The organism is Knoellia locipacati, from assembly GCF_007992835.1.
Lineage (GTDB): Bacteria > Actinomycetota > Actinomycetes > Actinomycetales > Dermatophilaceae > Knoellia > Knoellia locipacati.
The window spans coordinates 59,941-77,897 of the sequence record NZ_BKBA01000013.1 but is presented as its reverse complement, the minus strand read 5'-3'; the positions used below and the strand labels follow the sequence as shown (position 1 = coordinate 77,897).

Genomic DNA, 17,957 nt, shown 5'->3' with positions numbered 1-17,957 from the left:
CCTAGGACAGCCTGTCCCGCCTTTGGCCTCGAAGGGCGCGCGACCCTGCCACCATGCCAAGATGACTGCGCGCGGCATACCTGAATCGCCTTCGTTCTCCACCGAGTCGGAACGGGAGGTGTGGTCCACCGTCCTCGAGAAGGGGGACGAAGACTGGACCGTGCTCGCCAACGTCCGGCTGACGGACGAGAAGAAGGACCATGAGCTGGACCTCATCGTCCTCATGCCCGACATCGGCGTTGTTGTCGTGGAGGTCAAGGGCGGCTCGGTGCACGTCGACTCGCACGGTCGATGGCGCCAGTCGTCACGAGGCGAGGACAGGGTCATCCACCCCATCGACCAGGCGAGAGACGGGAAGTACGCGCTCCGTCAGTACGTCGAGCGTGACCCGCGGTGGCGCGAGTCGAGCCGCACTCGGGTGCGCTTCGGGCACTCCGTGGTCGTGCCCTACACGGACCTCCCCGACGACTTCGAGATGCCGGACTGCCCTCGCTGGAGCATCCACGACCGCGGCGATCTCAAGGCCCTGGTGAGTCGTCTCCGGGATGTACCGAAGCTGCAGGAGAACGGTCACAGAGTCCCCAGCCTCGATGACTGCGAGCTCATCACCGAGATCCTCAAAGGCCGTGGTCTGCCCCAACGCTCGGTCCTGGCCGAAGCCCAGGAGCAGGAGGACCTCGCGGACCGCCTGACCGTCGAGCAGGCCACGATCCTCAAGGTCACGAGACTCATCAACCGCGTCGAGGTGCGTGGGGGAGCCGGCAGTGGCAAGACACTCCTGGCGATGACCCAGGCGAAGTCGTTGACGCGCGGCGGACAGGGAGTCAAGCCGCAACGGGTGGCACTGCTCTGCTACTCGATCGGGCTTGCCACTTGGTTCCAGCGCTACTTCGCCGGGGAGAACCGGAAGAACCGACCAGCGTTCGTCGGGCGCTTCGAGGAGTTCGCCTCTTTCCTAGGTGTCGAGGAGTTCGGGACTCGTGACGAGCCGGAGTTCTGGGAGGAGACGCTTCCGCAGCAGATGGCAGAGCTCGTGGATGCGCTCCCGCCGGGCAAGAAGTTTGACGCCGTCGTCGTGGACGAGGCGCAGGACTTCGCCGACCTCTGGTGGACGCCCATCGTCCGATCGCTGCGTGACGAGGAGGAGGGAGGCCTCTTCGTCTACTCGGACGAGAACCAGCGGGTCTTCGCGCGGTTCGGCCGACCTCCTGTTCCGCTCGCGCCGCTCATTCTCGATCACAACCTTCGGAACACACGGCAGATCGCAGACACGTTCGGGTCGCTGACTCCCACGCGGATGATCGCCCGGGGTGGTGACGGCCCGGAAGTCGCCTATCTTTCCTGCGCGCCCGAGGATGCGGTCGACGTCGCGAGCGATCAGATCGATGTCCTCCTCGACGAGGGGTGGCGGCCGGAGGACATCTGTCTGCTGACGACTGGTGCTCGGCACGAGGAGCAGGTCAACCTTCAGGAGCTGCTCGGACAAGAGGGCTACTGGGACACGTTCTGGGACAGGGACTCGGTGTTCTACGGCCACGTGCTGGGGTGCAAGGGACTGGAGCGCAAGGTGGTCGTCCTCTGTGTCAATGACAAGCGGGCAGGGGAGCGAAGTCGTGAGCGCATCTACGTGGGTTTGTCCCGTGCGACGCACAAGCTTGTGGTCGTGGGGGACCCTGAGCTCATCAAGGAGATGGGTGGCGCTGATGTGGCAAGACGACTGCGCATCGGCGCCTCCTGACCTAGGACCGAGAACCGTCCGGCCTTCGCGCAGCACCCTCCCCTGCCGCACTCTGGGTGTCCCAGCCAAGGCGCCGAGCCGTCACCCGTAGACGGTCTCGACTCGGGCCCGGTGAGGGTCGCACAGCGCGAACACGCTCTCCGAGTCGCCCGCTTCACGAACCCCCACTGACCATTGCGCTCGCTCGGCGCAGAACCAAGAGCATCCGCCACGTGCACCCTTCGTCCCCGCCCTGTGCAGAGCTGGATCGTGCGGCTCGACCCACAGCACGGCGCGGCCTGACTCGCCGGGCCCGGAGGACAGTGCGCCATGGGTCGGGAAGGTAGCGAGTGGGCGGAGAAAGAGGCGCGCATCGTCAGTCGTCGCCGAGAAGGCCCAGCGCAGGTTGGCCGCCACCAGCCACACGACGACGGTCCCGGCTTCACAGAGTCTCAGCAGCTCGGCGTACTTCCGACCGGCATTGGTCGGCGCGCCCGCGGCTCCCGCCTCGCTCAACCGAAGCCACTCCCGCAGGAGCTTCTCGACGCTGTCGGTACCGCGAGCACGGCACTTTGCTTCCATGGCGAGCAGAACGCGGCCATCCGGGCCATACCCGAAGGCGTCGAACTCGCCGCGCTCGAAGTCGAGGGCCTCTGTGAGCCACCCGTGGTCGCGGGCGAGCTCTGCCGTCGCGCCGGCCTGGATGACGTACTCGAGATTCAGCGCCACGCCATCCCCACTCTTGCTCAGAAGCGAGTACACCCCACCGTTCGGCTTGGCGCGGACACAGGTGACCATGAAGTGGCCCGTGTCGGTCACCCGGACAGCACCGTCCTTGATCGCTCGCAGGAACGACTGCGCCTCGTCGCGCAAGAGGCCACGACTGGAGGTACGAAGACCTGGAGACTCGACGTCGTCCCGGGCGGCGCAGAAGGCTTCCGCCCAACCGGACAACAAGGACTGCAACTCGGCCACCTCACGAGACCCGGGCTCGACGGGCACCGTGCCGACGGCGTCGATGTTGTCGTCGATCCACGCGCCGTCGACGAAACGATGCTCACTCATCTCATGCCTCCCATCGTGGCAAATGGGTCATACCCTCTGTGCTCAGTCGTTGCCGACCTCGCTGGGCATGGCGAAGCCGACCGCCTGCGGTGCGTCCCGGTAGACGCGCATCGACGCCGACATGCTCTCGAACACGGCCGTCTTGCCGCGTCCCGTGTTGGCGAATTTCGTCGTCCGGACACCCAGTGCGTTCCCCTGCCACACGGCGTCTTCGGCGCCGAGGAACTGCACCTCCCAGCCGAACTGCTCCTTCTGGACACGAAGGAGGTCGCGCACACGCTCGAGCGGGTACTCGTGGGACGAATTCTCCTGGCCATCGGTCACGACGACGAAGAGCACACGACCCGGTCGGTCCGCCCCGCGCAGGCCTGCGAGGTCCTCACCCGTCCGCACCACCTCGGCGCCCACGGCGTCGAGCAGCGCGGTCATTCCGCGCGGCTGGAGCTCGTAGGTGAAGGTCTTGCCCGACATTCGCTGGACCGTCTCGACGCGGTCGTCGAACTGCGTCAGGGTGACCGTGAGCTCCCCGTCGAGGGCGAACTGCTCCGCGAGCAGGGTGTTGATGCCGGCCTCCGCCTCGACGCGGTCCTGCGCCATGCTGCCCGAGCGGTCGACGACGAGCGTCAGGTGTGTGTAGCCGGGATTGGTCATGGCGTCCTCCTGGACTGTCGATCGAGCTGAGACCCGGTGCCACCCCACCGAGCCGAGAACCATTCTGTCGCTGACCACTGACAGCCACCGTTCCTCGCGCGCAGGTGTGGCGCACGCGAAGGAGCTGTCCCGCCCGCGACAATCGGGTCGGATGCGGGTGGGCGCACCCCCGTACGCGCCCACCCGAGCCGACCACACGGCATACGAAAAGGTCTGTCCCCCAGTCGAACTCAGGACATGTCGTTGATGGTGATCCGGTCGTAACCCTTCGGCTTCTTGTCGCCGGAGATGCAGCTGAGAGTGACCGTCTGGCCGGGAAGGATCTGGTCGGACGTGCAGTCGACCGATGCGAGGACCTCGGAGCCGTTCATGAACTTGATCTCGACGATGGCGCCGTCGCGGTCGTCGCGGTTGTTCGTCACCTTGAGGTTCGTGACCTCCATGCCGAAGTCGTTGCTCGTGATCTTCCATCCGGCCCCGTAGGTGAACTTGCGGATGTCGAACGCCTTGCCCTCGACGATCGTCACCGGGTTCGCCTCGTTGCCGACATCGTCCGGGTCGACCTTCGGTGCGGCAGGCGCAGCCGCCGGAGACGAGCTCGCCCCACCGGCTGCTGGCGACGCTGCCGACGTCGGTTCGGCCGTGGCCGTGCTGGGCGTGTCACCTCCACCGCCGAGTGCGCCGGCGATGGTGCCGACGACCACCAGGCCGAGGATGCCCGTGATGATCTTGTGCCGCATGAACCAGTTCCGCTGCTTCACTGGCGGCGCCGGCGGATAGGCCGGATGCCACTGTCCCTGCTGCGGCTGCTGGGGGTTGTGGGTGGGGTGCTCGCTCATGTCGCTCTCCCTTGTCATGGCCGCGTATCGGCCCGGTTGTCGATGTGGGCAGAGTTCATCGCGTATGCCGGGTTCCGGTCTCCCACGGAACCGCTCGCCTTCGTGACCCGAAATGAGGAGATCGCGTATGCCGTGTCCAGCCTTTCGGTGGACGCTGCTGTCGGCCGCCGCCTCTAGGTTGTCGCCATGACCACCGCCCCCGCCCCCGTGCGCCGTCCCGGCGTGAAGTTGTGGCGCGAGCGACTGCGCCGGCACCAGGTACGGACATGGCTGCTGTACCTGCCGCTGTGCACGATGAGCAGCTCGTTGGCACTCGGGGCGTTCGAGTACAGGCGAGGTGGCTACGTCGAAGGTGTCATGTCCAACCTCGCGGTAGGGGTCTGGTTGGTCGCGATGGCGGCGGCCGTGAGCCTGGCGTGGCGCCGTCGGCTTCCTGAGCTGGTGGTCCTGTGGGCAGCGCTCGTGACTCTCGTCCTGCCTATCGACCCGGTGGCCGCGCTCATCGCGTTCGGCTCGCTCATGGTGCGTCGGCTCGACCGGGTGACAGCCGCCTTGGGAGTCCTCGTCACCGCGGCGACGGGTGCTGCCACGTGGCGCGACTCGAGGGGCACCACGATCGACTCGTCGTTCTGGCAGTTCCTCCGCTCCAACGACAAGAGCGCGACGTTCGCGCCGCTGCCGTGGTGGGTCGTCGCGCTGATCACCGTTGCCTTGGTGGGTGTGGTGGCGGGGATGGCCCTGCTGTTGCGCAGCCGCAGCTCCCTGACGCAGGTCCAGCTCGTCGTCGAGGAGCAGCGTGCGGCCGTCGACCACCTGAGCGATGAGGTCGGTCGCCAGGCCGAGCGTGAACGGATCGCGCAAGAGGTCCACGACGCGCTCGGGCACCGCCTCTCCCTGCTCTCGCTCCACGCGGGCGCGCTCGAAGTCACCTCGGAGGACAACCCACGCGTGGCGGAGTCGGCAGCCCTGGTGCGCGCCAATGCCCAGCAGTCGATGGCCGACCTTCGTTCGCTGTTGGCCATGCTGCGCCAGCCGGACTCGCCCGATGTCGCGGCGGCCGTCCCAAGCCTTGACGACGTGCCGGCGCTCATCGACGAGACGGTCGCGACCGGGGTCAACATCGTGTCGACCGTCCAGCTCGAAGCCTTGGCGCGACTGGACGACACCACGAGCCGGAGCGCATTCCGGATCGTCCAGGAACTGCTCACCAACGCCCGCCGGCATGCTCCCGGTATTGGTGTGCGCGTGGCGATCCGCGCCACTCCCGAGCTCGGCGTGGAGATCGTGGTGGGAAACCATCTGCCCTCGCACGTACCGGTCGATTTCCGCCCGGGAAGCGGGCTCGACGGCATACGCAACCGGGTGACGGCGCTGGGCGGCGACTTCCGCTGCTTCGTCGACGGGCAGCGGGTGTTCAGGGTCGCGGTGAGGTTGCCGTGGCTATGGGCGGCGGAGCTCGGTCCCGTCTGGACTCCGGGCGAGGGAGTGACAGGAGGTGCGGTGTCATGACCCGGGTGCTCCTCGTCGACGACGACCCCTTGGTGTGCGGTGCGCTCGAGACCATGCTCGGGTCGGCTGACGATCTCGTCGTCGTCGGGAGCGTCCACGACGGTGACGAGGTCATCGAAGCGATCCATCGGCACCGGCCCGACATCGTGCTCATGGATGTCCGGATGTCACGTCAGGACGGCATCACGACCACCGCGTCGCTGTCGTCGATGGCGGCGGCCCCGAAGGTCATCATGTTGACGACGTTCGACCACGACGACGTCCTCATGCGGGCGGTCCATGCCGGAGCGTCCGGGTTCCTGCTCAAGACTGCGAGTCCACAGGAGATCATCGGCGCGGTGCGGTCGGTCGCGTCCGGCCACGGTGCGCTGTCGGCCAGGAGCGCCGGCCAAGTGTTCAGACGAATCCAGTCCGACGACGCTGCGGAGCAACGACGCGCGGCTGAGGCGCTCGTGTCGACGTTGACCGAGCGAGAACGCGACGTCGTGCGTCTGGTCGCCAAGGAGATGACGACGGCTCAGATCGCGGCGGAGCTCTTCCTTGGTGAGGCCACCGTGAAGTCACATCTCGCTCGGGCACAGGACAAGCTCGGCGCGCAGAACAGGGTGGGAGTCGGGATCATCGCTGACCGCGCTGGCCTCCTTTGAGGCCTCACGCCCAACGGCGATGTAGCGCTGCCCGACGGGTTCTGCTTTATCCACGCGCGAAGAAGTTGGTTCCCATACGCTCCGTTCGTGACTTTCCTACGGGGTGGGCGGCGCTGATGGCGGTCGGGGGTGGCAGCGCGGATCGTAGGGCCGAGGATCTCGCAGCTGCGGGGGATGGGGCAGCCGGAGCCTGGGCTGCCGGCGCAGAAGGGGAGCGTCGCGTCGCGGCACACCTGTCGGCCTTGCCTGAGACCTGGATCGTGCTTCACGACCGACTCCTGTCGCCTGGCCTATCGGCGGTGAACCTCGATCATGTCGTGGTTGGCCCGAGTGGGGCCTACTTCATCGACGCCAAGAACTGGAAGGGCTCGATCACCTCGTGGGAGGGCAACCTCTACCAGCACATCGGCCCCCGTGATTCGCGCCAGAGCGTGAGCAAGCACCGAGAGATCTCGAAGGTGCACGGGATGGCTGCCTACATGGCGGCCGAAGCCGGCATGCCGGTGACTCCTGTCATCTGCCTGGCTGGGCACAACGAGGCAGAGTTCGGTGAGGCGCAGTTCATTCGGGGGGTGTGGGTCATCTCGGCCTCGGGAATTGCGGCGTGGCTCAAGTCGCAGCCCTACAGACTCGAACGTGAGGGCGTGGAGCGGGCGGCGGTGACGCTCATGACGAGCTTCCCCTCGACGACCACGGATCGGGACCTCCTCGCCGCCATGGGCGCCGCTTCCCAGGCCTCTAGAACCCGCAGTCGACACGGCCGGCGCCCGAAGGCACGGGTAGCCCGGCGCCCCACGCCGGTAGCCCGTGTGGCGCCTCGTCGCCGTGGAGTGCTCGGCCGAATCGTGTGGACGCTCGTTGCTCTGGCTTTCATGGCTGGCGCCTTGGTCTTCGTAACGAAGGTCATCCCCACGTTCATATTGGGAGGAATCGCTGATGCCGTTTCGGCGAGTTCGCCGTCGCTCGCGACAACAACTGCCGCTACGTCGTCTCCAAGTGGATCCGCGAGACCCACGTCGACGCCCACACCCTCAGTGAAGGGCTCCGCGGCCAAGCCACGCTCCACCTCAGCACCAGTCGTACCCGCGAGCACCTGTTCTGGATTGACCGCGGCACAAGTGGGGGACATCGTGGGACGCACCGTCCATCCGGTCGCCACACGAGCCGGATGCTCGTGGGGAACCCGCCTCGACGATCCGAGCACAGTCGTTCTCACCCTGCAGACACAGGCCGAGTACCGCCCGAGCGACTTCCAGTTCGTGTCTTCGGCCAGCCAGCGACGCGTCGTATACGGCACGGCCTACGACAACACCTGGGATAGCGCAACCGGCCTCTGGGTCGCCACGGGACAGCCGATCGTCGGCAAGCAGACCACTGTGACCGCACGCACGAACACGCATGTGGTCGTGTCGTCCAAAGACCTCAAGATCACGGACGAGCGGGCCAGATGGATGGCGCGCGCGATCGCCATGGGAGTCAACGCAACACCCTGACACGACACTGTGCGGGCCTTCCCAAGGGCGTTCGTCGTTGACGCCGGATACGCCTCACGCGGCGGCCTCGGCAATCTCCTGGGCGACGAGCCGGCCGTATCCAGCACGCCACTGGTCGACCTGGACCACGAATCGTCCGACGCTGAAGATGGCGGTGTAGCCCGGCTGGGGCTTGTCCGCGCCGAAGCTGACCTCGTCGCGAATGGCAAACCCGCCGTCCCCGAAGGCCACGTCGTCCAGCCCGAGCACTCGCGCAGGGAATGTCCTCGTCCCTGCGGCGTACGTGTACCTGCCGGTGCAGCCTCCGAAGGTCGTGAGTGCCTGCGCCACACGGGCTTTGGCCGCCATCGGATCCTTCATGGCGGTGACCGCGGCCGAAGCCGTGGCCGGCTCGTACATGTCCGTCCCGGAAGGTCGGAAGGTCGCGAAGGCTGACTCGGATGTCATGAGGCTCTCCTTCATGGGGCCGCAGGGCGGTCCGACCGTGAGCTGAGGGTCGAACGTGACCTCGCTCTTGGCCTTCGGTCTCGCGACCACACTCGCGAGCACGGCCCTGGCCCCGAGAGGACCCGATGCTGAGGCAAGATCGGCGAGGCTCCGTGAGCCCTGCACCGTGTCCCGCGCGCAGGTGGCTGCGGCCGATGCGGCGGTCGCCGGGTCCTTGGCGGCCAGCCAGCAGATGACTCCCACGTTGCCGACCCTGGCCACGACCGCCGACACGTGCCGCTCGGTGAGGTCGGCCTTGGGCCTGATCTGCGTGTAGGTGAAAGAGGCGTCGACACCTGGCGTGGCCACGGTGCTGGGCGTGACCGACCCGTCCGGATCCGTGCAACCAGTCGCCCACTTCTTCAGGCGAGCGTCCCACGTCTCCCGCTCTGCGGCACCCTCGAGGACCGTCACTACCGAGTAGGCGCCACCGAGGGTGACCTTCGCCAGCTCCGAGGACGCCTTGGTGTCGCCGTTGGGGTTGGCGCTCGAACCGGTCAGCCACGTCGCACCAGCCGCTGCGGAGAGCTTCTCGCCGCACACCTCCCAGTCGAGCGCATCGAGGCGCGGAGCACCCGGATAGACGTTCCCGGTCGCGCGCTGGCTCAACAGCGATATGGCCTTGCCCTGCTGGACCGAGAGAGAAAGCGGCGTCGTGGTCGGGCTCGCGGACACCGTCGGGGACGAGGCGGGGCGCGCCGGAGCAGTGTCCTCCGGTGCGCATCCAGCGAGCAGGAGTGAGGTGGACACGACGAGGGTGGCAACGGCATACGAATGCTTCGAGGTCATGAGAGCGAGTCTGGAGAGGATGGCGCAACGCGCCGCGGACTTTTCCACAGGGCTCATGGGCTCTGTCGGTGGTCGCTGGCAGCATTGCCTCATGGAGATCTCGTCAGCACTCGCCTTGGGTCGCAGCCTGCTGCGCGACCACGGGCTCGAGCACTGGCGCGTCACGACCGACCGGGCCAAGACCCGAGCCGGCGTGTGCCGTTTCGGCGCCCGCACGATCTCCCTCAGCGACCCGTTGACCCGCCTCCACGACGAGTCCGAGGTTCGCGACACGCTCCTGCACGAGATCGCGCACGCGCTCGTCGGCCCCGCCCACGGTCACGACGACGTCTGGCGAAGCAAGGCCCTCGAGATCGGCTGCAGCGGGCAGCGCACCGTCGACGCGAGCTCACCGCACGTCGAGGGTCCCTGGCGCGGCGAGTGCCCGGCCGGCCACACCTATACCCGCCACCGCAGACCGGGTCGGGTGCTGAGCTGCCTCACCTGCCACCCCGGGTTCGACGCGAGCTCGATCCTCACGTGGACCTACCAGGGGCGACGCGTCGACATGGGCGAGGCCTACCGCGAAGAGCTCGACGAGATCATCCGCCGCCACGGAGCTGCCGTGATCCGGCGCGCCGACGCTGCCGCCCCGCCCACGCCGGCACACATCACGTTCCCGATCGGCGCCCAGGTGCAGGTCGTCGCGGACGGGCCGATGCACGGAGTGGTCGGTGAGGTCGAAGCGACCTTCCCGACGCGCAGCCAGGTCCGGATCGGCGACGAGCTGTATGCCGTCCCCAACGAGCTCCTTCAGGTCGCCGAGCGCATCGCCAGCTGACGCCGGTTGAGCCCGCCCCGGGACTGCGCGGCAGCTGTCGAAGCCTGAGGTGCCTGCGCCGGGCGGAGACTTAGGGTGGGGATGTGCATCCCTCTGCTGAACGTGCGTTGGACCTCATCTCCACACGTCGAACCCCGCCCCAGTTGCTCAAGTCCAGTCAGGCCGCGTGGAACGAGCACGGGTATCCGCTGACGTATGCGTGCTTCATGGCGCTCGTGGCGTTCACCGACACCTTCGGCGCGCCGGACGGCGACGTGTCGCAGGAGGTCGTGATCCCACGCCCGCCGTCCGAGGTCATCCTCCTGGCGGGTCGCCGCCGCGGTGAGGAGTGCCTCGACATGCTCAACGACCTGTTCACGCGCGTCCGCGAGGCCGACCGTGATCGGACCCAGGAGCTCGCACCGGGCCCGTCGCTGGAGGACCTGGACAAGAACTACAAGGGCAACGCCGCCTACCTGATGGCCTACATCGTGGGATCCGGCGTGGAGACCTTGGCCGAGGAGGGACAGGACGCCGACCGGGTCCTCGACTCGGTTGCTCAATTCCTGGAGCAGCTCTCGAGCTAGCGCGGGGTCGGGCCAGGTGACGCCCGGTCACCCCGCCCGGGACTGCTCCGCGACGGTGCGGACGTCGGCCGGGTCCGTCATCGCCCACCGGACCGTCGCGGTCGCCGCATCGCCGAGCGGGCGGGCCAGCACCATCTCGGTGAACGGCAGCCACGGCAGGCGCAGCGGACGGCGTGCCCAACGAGGCAGCAAAGCCACGGCACCTGCGGCCAGGGCGGCATACCCCGGCTTGGCCGCCAACGGCAGCGGGGGGTGGAGCAGCAGGAAGCGGGCCGCGTCCCGCGAGGCGGCCGTCGACTCGAGCTCCGGGCGATAAGCCTCGATCGTCGCCGCCAGCTCGGCGGTCGACACCGGCGGGTCGAGCACGCCCAGCCGCCGAGCGACCACCGCCGTCTGCTCGACGTAGAGGTCGGCCTCGGCATCCGTGAGGGGCTCAGAGGCATAGCGCTGGAACGACGCGAGGAAGCTGTCGACCTCCGTGACATGCACCCAGAGCAGGAGGTGCGGGTCGCTCGCGGCATACGGACGGCCGTCAGCGGCCTTGCCGCGCACCCGCTCGTGGATCGTGCGGACCCGGGCGATCTGGGTCTCGGCGTGCTCGATCGTGCCGAACGTCGTCGTCGCGAGGAACTCGCTCGTGCGCTGGAGGCGGCCCCACGGGTCGCCCTTGAAGCCCGAGTGCCCGGCCACGCCCGCCATCGCGAGGGGGTGAAGTGACTGCAGCAGGAGTGCCCGGATCCCACCGGGGAACATCGCGGCATCGGCGTGCACCCGCCAGATCGGGTCCTCCGGGGTGAACCACCGCTCGCCCTCGGCACCCCAGATCACGGCGGCCTTCGCAGCGGCGTCGTCACCGGCGACGCGGGACCGCAGGGCGCTCGCCAGCTGGCGCCGGGCGCGGGTGTCCCAGCGGGCAGGGGTCGGTTTGGTCGGCACAACGAGCTCCTCGTGGCAGGGGACTTCGCACCCTAACGACGGGCCCTGACAGTCGGCTGTACGAGCCCGAGTCCTCCACCGCCCTGGCGCACCACGACACCCCGCCGCCTCAGCCCTGGGGAACGATCCCGCTCCGCCCCTGCCACGACCCGTGCTCGGAGAGTGGCCGGAACCGCAGGGTCGTGAACTCGCTGTGGAAGTCCCGCCGCTCCCGCTCGACCATCGCCCCTGCGTGACGCTGCGCCGCCGACCCGACGCCCGCTCCCGCACCGTGGCCCTCGACCATCTCGCGCATCTCCTGCACGGACCGCCACACCGAGAACGTCGAGAACGTCCGCGGGGGACGCACAGCCGCCAACGCCAGCGTCGCCCCGGGGGAGTCGCGCACCTGACGCTCCACGGGGCGACCCCACGCGAAGAAGCGCCGCAGCTCGGGCAGCTTGATGTGAGCCAGGGTGACCGCGACGACCGGTTCGTCCGGCTCCATCGAACCCACCCGCGGCCGGAGCCGGTCCAGCCCCGAGACGGCACCCCACCGGCGCACGAACTCGAGCCGCACGTGCCACCCGGCCGCGAGGTGGCGCCCGAACGCATGCCGGGCCAGATAGGAGTCGAGCGCCGCCTCGGACTCCCACTGCGCGAAGACGGCGTGCCGACGCAGCTGCACCCGTTCGAGCGAGACCGCGGGTGCGCCGAGCGTCATGAGCGAGAGGTGCTCGACGTGCTCGAGCCCGGCGACCGACGCCGTCTCGCGCGCACCGCCCACGAGCGCCCGGGCAGCGAGAAGCGGTGGCACGGTGGCGAGGTGGAAGCTGTGGATCCCCATGGTGGGCGTGAGGCTACCGGCGCCACTCACGGAATTGGCCCACCGCAAACCCCCACCGTGTCGGTGCCCGTCACTAGCGTCGAGAGCACAGCCCATCGTCCACGGAAGGTTGCACCCATGAGCTCCCAGACCGACGCCGGCGCCCTGCTCACCCGCGCTCTCGACCAGACCGAGAGCCTGCTCGGCGAGGTGAGCCCGGACCAGTACGCGAAGCCGTCCACCTGCAGCGACTGGACTGTCGGCGACCTCGTCAAGCACCTTGTGGCGGCACCGCAGAAGTTCGCCGACATGGCAGCCGGCAAGGACGTCGACTGGGCCGCAGCGCCCGACGTGGGCGAGGACCCCGCGGCCGAGTTCCGGACGTCGGCGGACGCGCTCCTCGAGCAGGTCGGTGACGACGGAGCCGAGACCGTGTCCGGCGCCGCGCTGCCCGAGTTCGCGGTGCACGGCTGGGACCTCGCCCATTCCATCGACAGCGGCAGGAGGCTCGACGACGAGGTCGCCGAGAAGGCTCTGGGGTTCATGACCGCCAACCTCACCCCGGAGAACCGAACGGGCGCCTTCGAGCCCGAGGTCGAGACCGACGACGACGCCCCGGTCCAAGACCGCCTCGCCGCGTTCGCCGGCCGGACTGTCCCCGCGTCCTAGAGCATCAGCGTGAAGAACGTGCTGTTCGGGTCCTCCACGTAGGACCCGAACGGCCGACACTGCACGAACCCCGCCCGCCGGTAGAGCGAGCGGGCGGACGCGAAGAACTCCATGCTCCCCGTCTCGAGCGAGACCTGCCCGACGCCACGAGCCCGGGCATCGTCGAGGGCGTGCTGCAGCAGCGCGCCACCGACCCCGCGCCCTCGAGAGACCGGGTCGGTCCGCATGCTCTTGAGCTCCTCGTGACCCACCTCGAGAGGAGCCAGCGCCACCGTGCCCACGAGCCGCGCCTCATCCCGCGCCACCCACATCCGCACACCAGCGCGACGCAGCCCGTCCACGTCGAGGGCATGGCGGCTCTCCGGGGGAGCGGTCGGCGCGAGGTCGTCGAGATGGGCCTGCAGGAAGTCGAGCAGCTCCGGGTCGGAGAGGTCGGCGGCGGAGATCGTCAGCACACGCCCATCCAACCGCCCACGGTCGCGGGGCCACCCAAGGGGAGGCGGCAGCGGCACGGGAGCGGGCGGCATACGCTCGGGATCGTGAACAACGACGTCACCCGCATCGACTACACCGGCACCGGCCTGTCCGAGGACGAGGTCGCCGACACCCCGTGGCAGCAGGCCACGCTCTGGCTCGACGAGGCCGTCGAGCGCTCGCGGGCCCAGGCCGACGTGCCCGAGCCGCACGCCCTCTCGGTCGCGACCGTCGACAGCGACGGCGTGCCCAACGTCCGCACCGTCCTCATGCGCTACTTCGACGAGCGCGGCCCCGGCTTCCTCACCAACACCGAGTCCGCCAAGGGCACCGAGCTCGACGGCAACGACGCCATCGCCGCGTCGCTCACCTGGCCGGCGATGTTCCGCGCCGTCCGGTTCCGCGGCCGCGCCGAGCTCCTCGACCGGGCCGAGGTCGCCGACTACTTCGCGAGCCGGCCGTGGGCCTCTCGCATCTCCGCCTGGGCCTCGCGCCAGTCGCAACCGGTCACCTCGCGCGCGGAGCTCGAGACGGCATACGAGGCGTATGCCGTCCGCTGGCCGGACCGGGGCAACGCGGACGACGTGCCCCTCCCGGACTTCTGGGGCGGCTACCGCATCGTCTGCGACGAGGTCGAGTTCTGGGGCGGACGGCGCAACCGGCTGCACGACCGGCTCGTCTTCACCCGCACCTCCGACGGCGGGCTCGACGAGCCCGGCGCCTGGACCCTGAGCCGTCGTCAGCCCTGACCCGGCGCGGATACAGTGTGCGCGACCCACACGACGAAGGAAGTGACACCGCAATGACGCCCGACAACGGCTCCACCGCCGCCCTGAGCAGCGAGCAGCACATCGAGACGACCGAGCGCTACGCGGCGCACAACTACCACCCGCTCCCGGTCGTGCTGGCCAGTGGCGAGGGCGCCTGGGTCACCGACGTCGACGGCAAGCGCTACCTCGACTGCCTCGCGGGCTACTCCGCGCTCAACTTCGGCCACTCGCACCCGCAGCTCGTCGAGCGCGCCCGCCGGCAGGTCGGCACCCTGACCCTCACGAGCCGCGCGTTCTTCAACGACCAGCTCGGACCGTTCGCCAAGGCCCTCGCCGAGCTCACCGCCAAGGACATGGTGCTGCCGATGAACTCCGGCGCCGAGGCCGTCGAGACCGCGATCAAGGTGAGCCGTCGCTGGGGCTACGAGGTCAAGGGCGTGCCCGAGGACCAGGCCAACATCATCGTCATGGAGGGCAACTTCCACGGCCGCACGACGACGATCATCAGCTTCAGCGACGACAAGGTCGCCCACGACAACTACGGCCCCTACACGCCGGGCTTCCGCGCAGTCCGCTACGGCGACATCGACTCGGTCCGCTCGGCCATCGACGAGTTCACCGTCGCCGTGCTCTTCGAGCCGATCCAGGGCGAGGGCGGCGTCGTCGTCCCGCCGGAGGGCTTCCTGCGCGACCTGCGGGTGCTGTGCTCCGAGGAGAACGTCCTCATGGTCGCCGACGAGATCCAGTCGGGTCTCGCACGCACCGGCACGACGTTCGCCTGCGACCTCGAGGGGGTCGTGCCCGACATGTACATCCTCGGCAAGGCGCTCGGTGGCGGTCTCTACCCCGTCTCCGCCGTCGCGGCCAACACCGACGTCCTCGGCGTCATCACGCCCGGTTCGCACGGCTCGACCTTCGGCGGGAACCCGCTCGCTGCCGCGATCGGGCACGAGGTATGCCGTCTGCTCGCCACCGGCGAGTACCAGGACCGCGCGCGCCGCCTCGGTGAGCGGCTGCTCGCCGGCCTGCAGCCGCTTGTGGGCAACGGTCTGGACGAGGTCCGCGTCCGCGGGCTCTGGGCCGGCCTCGACGTGACGCCCGGCGGCCCGTCCGGGCGCGAGCTGTGCGAGCGCCTCATGGAGCGCGGGATCCTCGCCAAGGACACGCACGGCATGACGATCCGCCTCGCCCCGCCGCTCGTCATCACCGAGGACGAGGTCGACCAGCTCGTCGCGGCCGTCAAGGCCTCGCTCGAGGCCTGACGCCGCGGTCAGGCAGAGACGGTGATGCCGCCGGCTTCGCCCCGGTGCCAGCGGACGACATGGGCGAGCGAGCGCCGCATGTCCGCTGGCAGGAAGGTGGCGCCGACGTTCTCGGCGATGTCCGCATCGGCCCCGGCGCCGCCGATGGCGAGCGGGTACTGCCGCGCCAGCACCTGGAGCGCGCTGCCGTGCGCCTCGAACACCCGTCGACGGGTCGCGGCGACGACGACACCCGACGCCCCGATGGCCCGGCACACGTTGGCCAACCCGGGCAGCGGCGTGTCGGAGCCGAGGAAGCGCGACGGCACCCCCGACCGCACGAGCAGGACGTGGAAGCACAGCAGCCCGAGGTCGTGACGCTCACCGGGCGGGCAGGCCAGGACGACCGGGTCCATGGCGGTGGACGAGGCGTCGGGGTCGCCGACCGCTGCCCCCGTGAGCCAGGACCGCGTCACCTGGCTGGCGAAGTGCTCGGACGCGACAGAGCAGTCACCGCGCTCCCACGCCTGGCCCAACGCGTTGAGGAACGGCAGCACGACGTCGGTGATGGCAGCGTTCACGCCGAGAGCGCGTGCCTCGTCACGGAGCTGCGCGCGAAGGGCGCGCTCGTCCATGGTGCGAGCGGCGGCGAGCATCGCGTCGACGGGGGTCGCCGCGGGAGAGGTGGAGGTCACGGCCGAAGTCTAGGCGCTCCACAGCCCGGACCTGCGGTGATGCCCTTTTCCGGGGACGTCGTGCGGCCGCTGGTCCGGTGGTGGTGAGAGGCTGGTGCCCGTGAACATGTCGGACCGCACACGCCAGGTCGTCGTCACCCTCGCCGAGATCTTCTGCGTCCTCGGCACCCTCGTCGGTGTCGGTGTCATCGGCACCCGCGTGGAGGAGTCGTCCGGTGGCTCGCTCTCTGCCGACGCGACGCTGCTCGCCCCCGCGGGGCCCGCGTTCTCGATCTGGTCGGTCATCTATGTCGGCCTCGCCGCCTACACGGTCTGGCAGTGGCTCCCCGGCCCCGGGCGCAGCGAGCTCGCCCGCCGCACCGGGTGGATGGTCGCCGCCTCCATGGTGCTCAACGCCGCGTGGCTGCTCGTCACCCAGCAGGGGTGGATCTGGGTGAGCGTGCTCGTCATCCTCGCGCTGCTGCTCGTCCTCGCCCGGCTCGCCCTCGAGCTCGCCTCGACGAGCGAACACGCCGCAGGTCCCGTGGGGACGTGGCTCGTGCGGATCACTGTCGGTCTCTATCTCGGCTGGGTGTCGGTCGCGACGTTCGCCAACGTCGCAGCGGCGCTCGGCAGCAGCGGCGTCAACGTCACCGGCGGCGGAGCCGTGCTCGCGGCCGTCCTCGCGCTCGCGCTCGTCACGTCGGTCGCCGTCGCCCTCATGCGGGCCGAGCCGACGCGGTGGGGTGTGGCTGCTGCGGCCGTGTGGGGGCTCGCGTGGCTCGCCTATGGCCGCTTCTCGGACGAGCCCCGATCCGAGGTCGTGGGTGCGTTCGCCCTCGTCGCCGCTGCCGCCGTCGCCGTCTCTGCGGTGGCCCTCACGGCTGGACGGGGGAGCGACGCGCGTTCTGCGTAATCGCGTCGGCCATCTCCACGCGTCGACCGCGGGGGAGGTCGTGCCCCATCTCGGGGAACACCAGCAGGCGCGAACCCGGGATCGCCCGCGCCGTCGCGACCCCTCCACTGGGCAGGACCAGCCGGTCGCGGAGCCCGTGGATGACGAGCGTCGGCGCGGTGATGCGCCGCAGCCGGGGCGTCCGGTCCGGTGAGGCGTTGATCGCGTTGAGCTGACGGTCCCGGCTCACCGACGTCACCGCCCCACGCTCCACGTGCGCCTGCGCCATGAGCCGCATCTCGTCGGCGTCGAAGTCGCGCCCGGCGATGACCCGGAACGCCTCGACGCTGGCCGCGATGGCCTCGTCGCGGTTGCGCGGCGGGTTCGCGCGGATCTGACGCACGAGCGCCGGGAGCAGCTTCGCCGAGGTCCGGCCGTAGCGCCGATGACCGGTGTTCGACATGATCGAGCAGAGCGAGCGCACCATCTCGGGACGGGTCACGGTGAGCTCCTGGGCGATCATCCCGCCCATCGAGGCGCCGACGACGTGCGCCGACGAGATGCCGAGGTGCGCGAGCAGCCCCGCCGCGTCCGCTGCGAGGTCGCCGAGGGTGTAGTCGGCCCGGGCGAGCCGTCGTGCCGCGAGGCCACGGGCGACGTCGCCACGCGTCGGCGCCGGCGCCTCGGTGAACGAGGACAGCCCCTGGTCGCGGTTGTCGTAGCGGATGACCCGGAAGCCGCGCTCGACGAGCAGGTCCACGAGGTCCTGCGGCCACGCGACGAGCTGGGCGCCCATCCCCATGATGAGGAGCATCGGCTCGGCGTCGTCCGGACCGTCGACGACGTACTCGATGCGGACGTCGCCGATCTGCGCTGAGGTCATGCCTGCATCCAACCAAACGGCCGCGACG

The 17,957-nt window shown here is 69.4% G+C and carries 19 protein-coding genes; 10 read left to right on the top strand and 9 right to left on the bottom strand.

The window, feature by feature from the left end; all coding sequences use genetic code 11:
• The first annotated feature begins 61 nt into the window (after positions 1–61).
• Complete coding sequence (locus tag KLO01_RS16225; RefSeq protein ID WP_147067102.1) at positions 62–1,738, top strand: nuclease-related domain-containing DEAD/DEAH box helicase; 1,677 nt, start codon at positions 62–64, stop codon at positions 1,736–1,738.
• Between the two features lie 81 nt (positions 1,739–1,819).
• Here the strand turns inward: KLO01_RS16225 and KLO01_RS16220 are convergent, their stop codons facing one another.
• The 3 genes from KLO01_RS16220 to KLO01_RS16210 all read right to left on the bottom strand — a co-directional run bounded on the left by KLO01_RS16220 (position 1,820) and on the right by KLO01_RS16210 (position 4,272).
• Positions 1,820–2,782, bottom strand: coding sequence for a hypothetical protein (locus tag KLO01_RS16220; protein ID WP_147067100.1), 963 nt, complete (start codon positions 2,780–2,782; stop codon positions 1,820–1,822).
• 42 nt (positions 2,783–2,824) lie between these two features.
• Entirely contained in the window at positions 2,825–3,433 is a 609-nt protein-coding gene (locus KLO01_RS16215; protein WP_147067098.1) for a vWA domain-containing protein, read from the bottom strand.
• 230 nt (positions 3,434–3,663) lie between these two features.
• On the bottom strand, positions 3,664–4,272 hold the full coding sequence (locus KLO01_RS16210) for a hypothetical protein (protein ID WP_147067096.1): 609 nt from the start codon (positions 4,270–4,272) through the stop codon (positions 3,664–3,666).
• Between the two features lie 186 nt (positions 4,273–4,458).
• On the opposite strand from KLO01_RS16210, the gene KLO01_RS16205 reads away from it, so the two are divergent.
• The 3 genes from KLO01_RS16205 (at position 4,459) to KLO01_RS16195 (ending at position 7,921) form a co-directional block, all read left to right on the top strand.
• Positions 4,459–5,781: a sensor histidine kinase gene (locus KLO01_RS16205; protein WP_147067094.1), complete on the top strand. Its 1,323-nt coding sequence runs from the start codon at positions 4,459–4,461 to the stop codon at positions 5,779–5,781.
• A 5-nt stretch (positions 5,782–5,786) separates the two neighbouring features.
• Positions 5,787–6,428 carry a response regulator transcription factor gene (locus tag KLO01_RS16200; protein ID WP_222612007.1) on the top strand — a complete coding sequence of 214 codons (642 nt, stop codon included), beginning with the start codon at positions 5,787–5,789 and terminating at the stop codon, positions 6,426–6,428.
• Between the two features lie 116 nt (positions 6,429–6,544).
• Complete coding sequence (locus KLO01_RS16195; protein ID WP_147067090.1) at positions 6,545–7,921, top strand: NERD domain-containing protein; 1,377 nt, start codon at positions 6,545–6,547, stop codon at positions 7,919–7,921.
• A gap of 54 nt (positions 7,922–7,975) precedes the next feature.
• Here KLO01_RS16195 and KLO01_RS16190 read toward each other — a convergent pair whose 3' ends face one another.
• A complete protein-coding gene (locus KLO01_RS16190; protein ID WP_147067088.1) occupies positions 7,976–9,082 on the bottom strand; it encodes a hypothetical protein in 1,107 nt (368 codons plus the stop codon).
• A 205-nt stretch (positions 9,083–9,287) separates the two neighbouring features.
• On the opposite strand from KLO01_RS16190, the gene KLO01_RS16185 reads away from it, so the two are divergent.
• Together KLO01_RS16185 and KLO01_RS16180 are read left to right on the top strand one after the other, a co-directional pair.
• Positions 9,288–10,016, top strand: coding sequence for a SprT-like domain-containing protein (locus tag KLO01_RS16185; protein ID WP_147067086.1), 729 nt, complete (start codon positions 9,288–9,290; stop codon positions 10,014–10,016).
• Between the two features lie 206 nt (positions 10,017–10,222).
• Positions 10,223–10,582 carry a hypothetical protein gene (locus KLO01_RS16180; protein WP_147067084.1) on the top strand — a complete coding sequence of 120 codons (360 nt, stop codon included), beginning with the start codon at positions 10,223–10,225 and terminating at the stop codon, positions 10,580–10,582.
• Between the two features lie 27 nt (positions 10,583–10,609).
• Here the strand turns inward: KLO01_RS16180 and KLO01_RS16175 are convergent, their stop codons facing one another.
• Positions 10,610–11,518: an oxygenase MpaB family protein gene (locus tag KLO01_RS16175; RefSeq protein WP_147067082.1), complete on the bottom strand. Its 909-nt coding sequence runs from the start codon at positions 11,516–11,518 to the stop codon at positions 10,610–10,612.
• Between the two features lie 109 nt (positions 11,519–11,627).
• Positions 11,628–12,344, bottom strand: coding sequence for a hypothetical protein (locus KLO01_RS16170; protein WP_147067080.1), 717 nt, complete (start codon positions 12,342–12,344; stop codon positions 11,628–11,630).
• A 117-nt stretch (positions 12,345–12,461) separates the two neighbouring features.
• Here KLO01_RS16170 and KLO01_RS16165 point away from each other — a divergent pair, with 117 nt between their 5' ends.
• A complete protein-coding gene (locus tag KLO01_RS16165; protein ID WP_147067078.1) occupies positions 12,462–12,992 on the top strand; it encodes a TIGR03086 family metal-binding protein in 531 nt (176 codons plus the stop codon).
• Here KLO01_RS16165 and KLO01_RS16160 read toward each other — a convergent pair.
• Positions 12,989–13,447 carry a GNAT family N-acetyltransferase gene (locus KLO01_RS16160; protein WP_186828091.1) on the bottom strand — a complete coding sequence of 153 codons (459 nt, stop codon included), beginning with the start codon at positions 13,445–13,447 and terminating at the stop codon, positions 12,989–12,991. The genes KLO01_RS16165 and KLO01_RS16160 overlap by 4 nt on opposite strands.
• An 84-nt stretch (positions 13,448–13,531) precedes the next feature.
• On the opposite strand from KLO01_RS16160, the gene pdxH reads away from it, so the two are divergent.
• Together pdxH and rocD are read left to right on the top strand one after the other, a co-directional pair.
• On the top strand, positions 13,532–14,215 hold the full coding sequence (gene pdxH, locus KLO01_RS16155; RefSeq protein ID WP_246136266.1) for a pyridoxamine 5'-phosphate oxidase: 684 nt from the start codon (positions 13,532–13,534) through the stop codon (positions 14,213–14,215).
• A 53-nt stretch (positions 14,216–14,268) separates the two neighbouring features.
• Positions 14,269–15,498 carry an ornithine--oxo-acid transaminase gene (gene rocD, locus KLO01_RS16150; RefSeq protein ID WP_147067072.1) on the top strand — a complete coding sequence of 410 codons (1,230 nt, stop codon included), beginning with the start codon at positions 14,269–14,271 and terminating at the stop codon, positions 15,496–15,498.
• 8 nt (positions 15,499–15,506) lie between these two features.
• Here the strand turns inward: rocD and KLO01_RS16145 are convergent, their stop codons facing one another.
• On the bottom strand, positions 15,507–16,172 hold the full coding sequence (locus KLO01_RS16145) for a cobalamin B12-binding domain-containing protein (RefSeq protein ID WP_147067070.1): 666 nt from the start codon (positions 16,170–16,172) through the stop codon (positions 15,507–15,509).
• 106 nt (positions 16,173–16,278) lie between these two features.
• On the opposite strand from KLO01_RS16145, the gene KLO01_RS16140 reads away from it, so the two are divergent.
• A complete protein-coding gene (locus tag KLO01_RS16140) occupies positions 16,279–17,067 on the top strand; it encodes a TspO-related membrane protein (protein WP_246136267.1) in 789 nt (262 codons plus the stop codon).
• Here the strand turns inward: KLO01_RS16140 and KLO01_RS16135 are convergent.
• Positions 17,030–17,929 (bottom strand): alpha/beta fold hydrolase, encoded by a 900-nt coding sequence (locus KLO01_RS16135; protein ID WP_147067066.1) that lies wholly within the window; start codon positions 17,927–17,929, stop codon positions 17,030–17,032. The two genes, KLO01_RS16140 and KLO01_RS16135, sit on opposite strands and share 38 nt — an antisense overlap.
• Positions 17,930–17,957: the final 28 nt, after the last annotated feature.

Bases quoted from the DNA above. Each gene is read 5' to 3' on its own strand.
- rocD (WP_147067072.1), top strand. From the start codon at position 14,269: ATGACGCCCGACAACGGCTCCACCGCCGCCCTGAGCAGCGAGCAGCAC.
- KLO01_RS16170 (WP_147067080.1), bottom strand. From the start codon at position 12,344: ATGGGGATCCACAGCTTCCACCTCGCCACCGTGCCACCGCTTCTCGCT.
- KLO01_RS16225 (WP_147067102.1), top strand. From the start codon at position 62: ATGACTGCGCGCGGCATACCTGAATCGCCTTCGTTCTCCACCGAGTCG.
- KLO01_RS16205 (WP_147067094.1), top strand. From the start codon at position 4,459: ATGACCACCGCCCCCGCCCCCGTGCGCCGTCCCGGCGTGAAGTTGTGG.
- KLO01_RS16220 (WP_147067100.1), bottom strand. From the start codon at position 2,782: ATGAGTGAGCATCGTTTCGTCGACGGCGCGTGGATCGACGACAACATC.
- KLO01_RS16140 (WP_246136267.1), top strand. From the start codon at position 16,279: ATGTCGGACCGCACACGCCAGGTCGTCGTCACCCTCGCCGAGATCTTC.
- KLO01_RS16165 (WP_147067078.1), top strand. From the start codon at position 12,462: ATGAGCTCCCAGACCGACGCCGGCGCCCTGCTCACCCGCGCTCTCGAC.
- KLO01_RS16135 (WP_147067066.1), bottom strand. From the start codon at position 17,929: ATGACCTCAGCGCAGATCGGCGACGTCCGCATCGAGTACGTCGTCGAC.
- KLO01_RS16180 (WP_147067084.1), top strand. From the start codon at position 10,223: ATGGCGCTCGTGGCGTTCACCGACACCTTCGGCGCGCCGGACGGCGAC.
- KLO01_RS16215 (WP_147067098.1), bottom strand. From the start codon at position 3,433: ATGACCAATCCCGGCTACACACACCTGACGCTCGTCGTCGACCGCTCG.
- KLO01_RS16210 (WP_147067096.1), bottom strand. From the start codon at position 4,272: ATGAGCGAGCACCCCACCCACAACCCCCAGCAGCCGCAGCAGGGACAG.
- KLO01_RS16185 (WP_147067086.1), top strand. From the start codon at position 9,288: ATGGAGATCTCGTCAGCACTCGCCTTGGGTCGCAGCCTGCTGCGCGAC.
- KLO01_RS16195 (WP_147067090.1), top strand. From the start codon at position 6,545: ATGGCGGTCGGGGGTGGCAGCGCGGATCGTAGGGCCGAGGATCTCGCA.